Source organism: Pseudomonas sp. No.21 (assembly GCF_054558415.1).
In genome coordinates, this window is sequence record NZ_BAAJNO010000026.1 from 35,491 (window position 1) to 41,779 (window position 6,289).

General features: G+C 64.4%; 8 protein-coding genes. 4 read left to right on the forward strand and 4 right to left on the reverse strand.

Features of this window, described 5'->3' with window-relative positions; all coding sequences use genetic code 11:
* Positions 1-59: 59 nt before the first annotated feature.
* From ACYJSS_RS30075 to ACYJSS_RS30085, 3 genes are all read right to left on the reverse strand, one after another.
* A complete protein-coding gene (locus ACYJSS_RS30075; protein ID WP_236206564.1) occupies positions 60-1,139 on the reverse strand; it encodes a hypothetical protein in 1,080 nt (359 codons plus the stop codon).
* A gap of 177 nt (positions 1,140-1,316) precedes the next feature.
* The gene (locus ACYJSS_RS30080) at positions 1,317-2,315 is read right to left on the reverse strand and encodes a PA5033 family protein (RefSeq protein WP_236206565.1); all 999 of its coding nucleotides are present in this window, start codon (positions 2,313-2,315) and stop codon (positions 1,317-1,319) included.
* A 193-nt stretch (positions 2,316-2,508) separates the two neighbouring features.
* Positions 2,509-2,826 (reverse strand): hypothetical protein, encoded by a 318-nt coding sequence (locus ACYJSS_RS30085; protein ID WP_111264144.1) that lies wholly within the window; start codon positions 2,824-2,826, stop codon positions 2,509-2,511.
* Positions 2,827-3,162: 336 nt separating this feature from the next.
* Here ACYJSS_RS30085 and ACYJSS_RS30090 point away from each other — a divergent pair, with 336 nt between their 5' ends.
* Complete coding sequence (locus tag ACYJSS_RS30090) at positions 3,163-3,630, forward strand: hypothetical protein (protein ID WP_236206566.1); 468 nt, start codon at positions 3,163-3,165, stop codon at positions 3,628-3,630.
* 69 nt (positions 3,631-3,699) lie between these two features.
* Here ACYJSS_RS30090 and ACYJSS_RS30095 read toward each other — a convergent pair whose 3' ends face one another.
* Positions 3,700-3,921, reverse strand: a complete 222-nt coding sequence (locus tag ACYJSS_RS30095) for a hypothetical protein (protein WP_111264146.1) — start codon at positions 3,919-3,921, stop codon at positions 3,700-3,702.
* Positions 3,922-4,102: 181 nt separating this feature from the next.
* Here ACYJSS_RS30095 and ACYJSS_RS30100 point away from each other — a divergent pair, with 181 nt between their 5' ends.
* The 3 genes from ACYJSS_RS30100 (at position 4,103) to efp (ending at position 6,220) form a co-directional block, all read left to right on the forward strand.
* Positions 4,103-4,321: a hypothetical protein gene (locus ACYJSS_RS30100; protein WP_111264147.1), complete on the forward strand. Its 219-nt coding sequence runs from the start codon at positions 4,103-4,105 to the stop codon at positions 4,319-4,321.
* A 161-nt stretch (positions 4,322-4,482) separates the two neighbouring features.
* The gene (gene earP, locus ACYJSS_RS30105) at positions 4,483-5,610 is read left to right on the forward strand and encodes an elongation factor P maturation arginine rhamnosyltransferase EarP (protein ID WP_236206567.1); all 1,128 of its coding nucleotides are present in this window, start codon (positions 4,483-4,485) and stop codon (positions 5,608-5,610) included.
* A gap of 43 nt (positions 5,611-5,653) precedes the next feature.
* Positions 5,654-6,220, forward strand: coding sequence for an elongation factor P (efp, locus tag ACYJSS_RS30110; RefSeq protein ID WP_111264149.1), 567 nt, complete (start codon positions 5,654-5,656; stop codon positions 6,218-6,220).
* The last annotated feature ends 69 nt before the right edge of the window (positions 6,221-6,289 follow it).

A 6,289-nucleotide genomic window follows, 5' to 3' on the forward strand; every position in this document is an offset into this window, starting at 1 on the left:
AAAGCCCCCTGGAGTCGAGGACTCCAGGGGGCTTTTGCGTTTCAGGGCCGGCCGTTGGCTCAACGCTTGAGCACGTAGGTCTCACCCCAGATGCTTTCATCCTTGATCGGCTTGGCGTTGAGCTTGACCGGGCGGTACTGCAGGTTGGCCAGGGCCTTGCTCATCTTCATGTAGCCGTACTTGGACGGGTCGCTGGCGCCGCGGAATTCCTGCAGGCCGGTGGGGATGCGCACCATATAGAGGGCGGAGAGTTCGCAATCGAGCTTGTCGTTGGCCACGCGCCGGCAGTCTTTTTCCTCGAAGCCGACGTTGGGGGCCTCGGGGTAGAAGCCGTCGACCACGATGGCTTCGCCGGGAGCGACGTCGAAGGAGGCGAAGGCCTTCTTCAGTTCGCTGTGAGCCTCGACGCTGGCCACCTTGCGCTCGTTGATGTCGGCGACCCAGCCACCCGCCGAGGTCTGGCGCGTGACGTCGTAGGAGCTGGTTCCCCAGCTCACGCATTCGCCGCTGACGACACGCACGGCGGCGCAGTAGTTCTGGTTCACCGTATCGGTCTGGTATTGCGGGTCCTGCCAGCGCTGGCCCCGGTCGAATTCGCTGAACTCCTTCTCCACCAGGGTGACCTTGCCCAGGGGCGAGGGCGCGATGTCGCGGTTGGCCTGGGGGTTGGGCGTGGTGGTGCGCGGCGAGTTGTAGAGGCTGCCGACCAGGTCGTAATGGCCGGGCTCGACGATGTAGATCTGGTAAAGCGTGCGGCCGAACACCGTCTGGTAGTGGGAGCCGTGGACGCCGATCTTCTCGGCCTTCATGTTGTTGCCCACATAGAGGATGCGCTGGGGGTTGGCGCTGTTTCGCCAGACCGCGGTGCCGGTGCGCAGCTTCTCGAAACGCACCGAATCGTCGTTGTTCTCGAAGTTGTACTTCTGGCTGTCGAGGTTGACGGTGGTGGTGACGACTATCGCCATGCCACTGGCCATCGCCGCCTCGAACAGGTCGTCGGTGGCGGCGTGCAGCTGGCGTGCCTGGGCTTCGACGTCCTGTTCATACTGGCGCTGCTGGTCGATCAGCGAGGGCTGTGGGACGCAGCCGCCGAGCAGTGCCAGGCCGAGCAGGCTGAGGCAGGGGAGTCCGTTCTTCATGAGGCGTTCCTTCTGGATGCGGGCCTGGAGTCCCCGTCCTGCGAGGCGCGGGGAGGGTTCGAGGCAGCCAAGCATAACGGCGGTGCCAGCCACGTTACGCCAACCGGCTCACGCTTGGTGGCCGACTAGTACATCCGTACTAGGGATGGCTCCCGGCCGAAGCCGGGAGCGCGAGGCTTACAACGGCTTGATGGTGCCGAGCCGGTCATTGATGACGAAGGAGCGGTTGGCGCTATCGACTACGGTGATCTCGGCGCCGGCCACGCCATCGCGGTCGGCGACGGCATAGATGGCGTAGGTGCCGGAGACGGTGTAGTCCTTGGCCTGGCCGGTGCGCTGGTGCACCACGCGGACCTTGCCCGGCAGCGCCAGGATGACTTCCTGTCCCGGCTGGCCATCGGTGTCGGCGAGGGTGCCGTGGACGTTCCAGTTGGCGCCGGTGCCGCCGGGGTAGCTGCTGAGTACGGCCGTCTGCACGCCGCCGGTGATCACCAGCAGGCTGCTGCTGGAGCGAGCCACCAGTTCGTTGCCCGGCGCGCCGTCGAGGTCGGCGGCGGTGATGACGCTGGTGACGCCGTCGGTGGGGAATTCGCGGCCGGCCTGCAGGCTGTAGTCGTACAGGCGCAGGCTGGTGCCGGCGGTATAGGCGAGGGTGGCGTAGGGCAGTGTGCCGAGGTTGTAGGCGCCCTGGTACTGCCAGGTGCCGGTGATGCCGTCGGTGACGTTGCGCCGGGTGCGGTTGAGGTTGGAGATCAGCACCAGGGCGTTGCCGGTGCGGACGATCACCTCGTCGCCCTGGCCGCCGTCCAGCTGGGCGGTGCCGACCACGTCGAAGAGGGTGTTGCCGATGGTGTATTTGCGCACGTCGTTGAGCGCGTGGTTGACGATGGCCACGTCGGTGCCGGCCTTCACCACCAGCTCGGCACCGGGTTGGTTGTCGGTGTTGGCCGCGGTGGCGAGGGTCCAGGTGACGTTGCCGAAGTTGTAGCTGCGCTCCAGGGCGCCGGCGGCGTTGCGCACCTCCAGCACGCCGGTGCCGCGATAGACGCTTTCCAGCGTGCCGTCGCCGTTGAGGTCCCATTTGCCGAGCAGTTCGGCGGCGAGGGCATTGAGGGTGAATCCCTGGGCGCCGAGCAATCCGGCGCCGGCCACTATCAGCTTCGCTAGCTTTTTCATCTCTCAGTCCTTTTCCTTGATGAACCGGTCAGGAGTCCGACCGGTGCCCAGCAGAGCACAGGGCGGGAAGGCTGGAAATGATGGCAATGAGGCGCTAGGGGTTCCCCCTAGGCGGGCGCGTGCTGGAGCGGTTGCGGCAGATTGGCGCGGGGGCATCGCCAGGCGGGTGCGCTGGCGATGGGAAGCAGGATTCTTACCAGTACAGGGTCACGCGGGTGTCGCCCTGGGCGTCGCCGTTCACCTGGGTCACGGGCTTGTCGGCGAGGATCTCGCTGTGGCCGTTGGCGTGTTCGGTGCGCACCTGGTATTCACCGCCCTGCGAGCAGGATTGACGGGTCACGCTGTAGGAGCGCGAGCGGGCGTCATAGCCGCTGTCGATTGCGCAGGCGCTGGAGATCGTCAAGCTGACGCCCAGGTTGCCCGTGGCTTGGCCGGCATTGCTGGTGGTGGAGAAGAAAGCACTGGTGATCAGTAACGCTGCGAAGATGGAGCGCTTGAAGGCCGTACTCATTCCGACTGCTCGACGGTGAAGCCGACGGTGATCGGCCTTCCTGGTCGAGTCACTACGAATCAGCTTGGATTGCTTTCCCTGGATTGATTGAACGCTGCGTTGCAGGGGGCGCTACGCCAGCAGGTTCGCCGTGAACTTGGCGCCAATTGTAAGGTGATGGCCAGGTGATAGCTAGCTCATCTCCTAGCCATTTGTCGGCAATCTCTTACACGATCTAGGGGTTGCCCCTAGAGCACCCTACGCCCCCTTGGCCGGACCGCAACTCTTGCGTCGCGCCGCCGGTCCAACGGGGGCACGTGCTATAAACCTAGGGTTTGAAGCCACTGGAGATGGACAATGAGCGACAACGACAACCTCGCCAAGCAGGAGCCTGCGGGCCTCGCCGAATACGACCTGAACAAGGCCAAGGACTTCGAGTGGACGGGCCGCAGCATGGACTGGTTCCTGCAGATGCTGGTGCGCCAGGCCAACGACCTCGGGGTGGAGGTGGGCATCACCCTGACCATCGGGGCGGGGATGATCAGTGGCACGCTCATCTCCGTCGAGAGCTATTTCGCCCAGTTCGCCGACGAGTACGCCAACTCCTGGCCGCCGGAGGGTCGCGAGGACATCCGCTCCACCTTCGCCAACCTGGGCGTGATGACCAAGACCACCGGCGACGACCCGAAACTGCTGCCGCCGCAATACATCCACCTGAAGAACGTCAACGTCCATGCCGCCGGCGGCCTGACCTGCACCGGCCTGACCCTGTGGCGCGGCACGCTCGCCTCGGTGACCGGGTTCAACCTCGGCACCCTGAGCTGACCTTCACGTCCGCCGTCGCGCACCCCGCGACCCAGAGGAGCCCCGGCATGCGTCCGGGGCTTCCTGCTTTCAGTACTTGCGCCGCACCGCGACATCGGTGATGCCCTTCTCGGCGGTCATGCGCAGGTAGTCGCTGTTGTCCCTGGGCTCCCCGGTTAAGGGGATGCCGTGTTTCTCCATCAGCAGGCCATAGATGTCGGAGCTGGACGGCTGGTAATCCACCTCGACCATGAAGGCTCGCGGGGTGCCGTTTTCCTTGTAGATGATCTCGTAGCGGTTGTGGCCCTTCATGTCTTCCTCCTTGCCGGGTGTCATTGCCAATAGACGGGCAGGGCGGGAATTGGTTTTGCCGATTTTCCCGGGCGGTCCACGGCCGTGATCGTGAACGTCCATAAGCACTATCGAGACGACTGATTTCAAAGCGGTGCGGCGCGCACATAGAGTTGGCTCCAACAGATTGAAGGAGGCAGCCATGCCGCATATCGACATCATGTCCGTCGTTGGAAGTGCAGTTCCCGAGGCGCTGCGAGCGCAAGGGCATCTGGCCTGCTGGTTCGTGATGATCGACGGCCAGTGCAAATCCGGTCCCTACACCACCCTGGACATGGCCTGCGCAAGCAAGGCGATCTGGGAGTTGGAAATGGCCAAGATGGCCAAGCGTCACAAGGGTTTCCTGGCCATGGCCGCCTGAGTTTTCCAGCGCCTGCTCCGGCGCATTTTGGCAGCGTGGGGCTGCCCGTTTATTCCTGGTGCCCATCCCGCACCCCCTTTGGCCCGCCACCTGGCGGGCCTTGTTTTTTCCGCCTGGGCCGGGTGCGGGTAAACTGCCGGCTTTTATCGCGGAAGCCCCTCGTGAACTGGGACATTTTCTGTAGCGTCGTGGACAACTACGGCGATATCGGCGTCACCTGGCGCCTGGCGCGCCAGCTGGTGGCCGAGCACGGCCTGCGGGTGCGTCTCTGGGTGGACGAGCCGGCCGCCTTCGCGCGGCTGTGCCCCGGCGCCGATGCCGGGGCCGATCGCCAGGTGCACCAGGGCGTGGAGGTACTCCACTGGGCGGCCGAGTGGCAGCCGACGGAACCTGCGGACGTGGTGATCGAGGCCTTCGCCTGCCAACTGCCCGCTGCCTACAGGGAGGCCATGGCTGCGCGGGCCCGCTCGCCGCTCTGGTTGAACCTGGAGTACCTCAGCGCCGAGGACTGGGTGGAAGGCTTCCACGGCCTGCCGTCCCTGCAGGCCGATGGGCTGCAGAAGTTCTTCTTCTTCCCGGGTTTCACCGAGCGCACCGGCGGCCTGCTGCGCGAGCGCGGTTTGCTCGACCGGCGCGATGCCCTGCGCGGGGAGCCCGGGGCCCGGGCCGATTTCCTCCGCACGCTCGGTGTGCAGCACCAGCCGGGTGAGCGGCTGATCTCCCTGTTCGCCTACGAGAATGCGGCGCTGCCCGGCTGGCTCGATGCCTTGGCGGCGGACCCGCGCGCCACCCAGGTACTGGTGCCCGAGGGTCGCGTGCTGGGCGATGTGGCGAACTGGCTCGGTACCGGTGGCCTGGCCGTGGGCGACAGGCACCCGCGCGGCAACCTGGTGCTGCAGGTGCTGCCCTTCCTGTCCCAGGACGATTACGACCGCCTGCTCTGGTGCTGCGACTTCAACGCGGTGCGCGGGGAGGATTCCTTCGTGCGTGCGCAATGGGCCGGCCAGCCGATGCTCTGGCACATCTACCGGCAGGAGGACGATGTTCACCTGGAGAAGCTCGACGCCTTTCTCGCGCGTTATGTCGCCGACCTGGACGAGGCGCCGGCGCGGGCATTGCTCACGGCCTGGCGGGCCTGGAACCAGGGTGGCGACATGGGCGCCGCCTGGTTGGCGATGCAGCCGTTCGAGGCCCGATTGCAGGCCCATGCCGCGAAATGGTGCGGCTTGCAGGCGGGTCGCCAGGATCTGGCGGCAGGGCTGGTGCATTTTTATACAAATTGGATATGATACGCGGCCTGTTTTTTGTCACTCATCCAAATCGGATATTCGTATGAAAACCGCTCAAGAGTTCCGCGCTGGCCAGGTTGCCAACATCAATGGCTCCCCCTGGGTCATCCTGAAAGCCGAGTTCAACAAGTCCGGCCGCAACAGCGCAGTCGTCAAGATGAAGCTGAAGAACCTGCTCAACGGTTCCGCCACCGAGACCGTGTTCAAGGCCGACGACAAGCTGGAACCGGTAATCCTGGATCGCAAGGAAGTTACCTACTCCTACTTCGCTGATCCGCTGTATGTGTTCATGGACAACGAATTCAACCAGTACGAGATCGAGAAAGAAGATCTGGAAGCCGTACTGACCTTCATCGAAGACGGCATGACCGACATCTGTGAAGCCGTGTTCTTCAACGAGAAAGTCATTTCCGTCGAACTGCCGACCACCATCGTCCGCCAGATCGCCTACACCGAGCCGTCCGTGCGTGGCGACACCTCCGGCAAAGTGATGAAGACCGCTCGCCTGAACAACGGTGCCGAGCTGCAGGTTTCCGCATTCTGCGAAATCGGCGACTCCATCGAGATCGATACCCGCACCGGCGAGTACAAATCCCGCGTCAAGGCCTAAGCCTTTCGCGAGATGTGAAAAGCCCGGCCTAGGCCGGGCTTTTTGTTGCCTGCGATTCAACCGTCGCGG

Coding starts and splice junctions, on each gene's coding strand:
- ACYJSS_RS30075 (WP_236206564.1), bottom strand. CDS start 1,139: ATGAAGAACGGACTCCCCTGCCTCAGCCTGCTCGGCCTGGCACTGCTC.
- ACYJSS_RS30080 (WP_236206565.1), bottom strand. CDS start 2,315: ATGAAAAAGCTAGCGAAGCTGATAGTGGCCGGCGCCGGATTGCTCGGC.
- ACYJSS_RS30085 (WP_111264144.1), bottom strand. CDS start 2,826: ATGAGTACGGCCTTCAAGCGCTCCATCTTCGCAGCGTTACTGATCACC.
- ACYJSS_RS30090 (WP_236206566.1), top strand. CDS start 3,163: ATGAGCGACAACGACAACCTCGCCAAGCAGGAGCCTGCGGGCCTCGCC.
- ACYJSS_RS30095 (WP_111264146.1), bottom strand. CDS start 3,921: ATGAAGGGCCACAACCGCTACGAGATCATCTACAAGGAAAACGGCACC.
- ACYJSS_RS30100 (WP_111264147.1), top strand. CDS start 4,103: ATGCCGCATATCGACATCATGTCCGTCGTTGGAAGTGCAGTTCCCGAG.
- efp (WP_111264149.1), top strand. CDS start 5,654: ATGAAAACCGCTCAAGAGTTCCGCGCTGGCCAGGTTGCCAACATCAAT.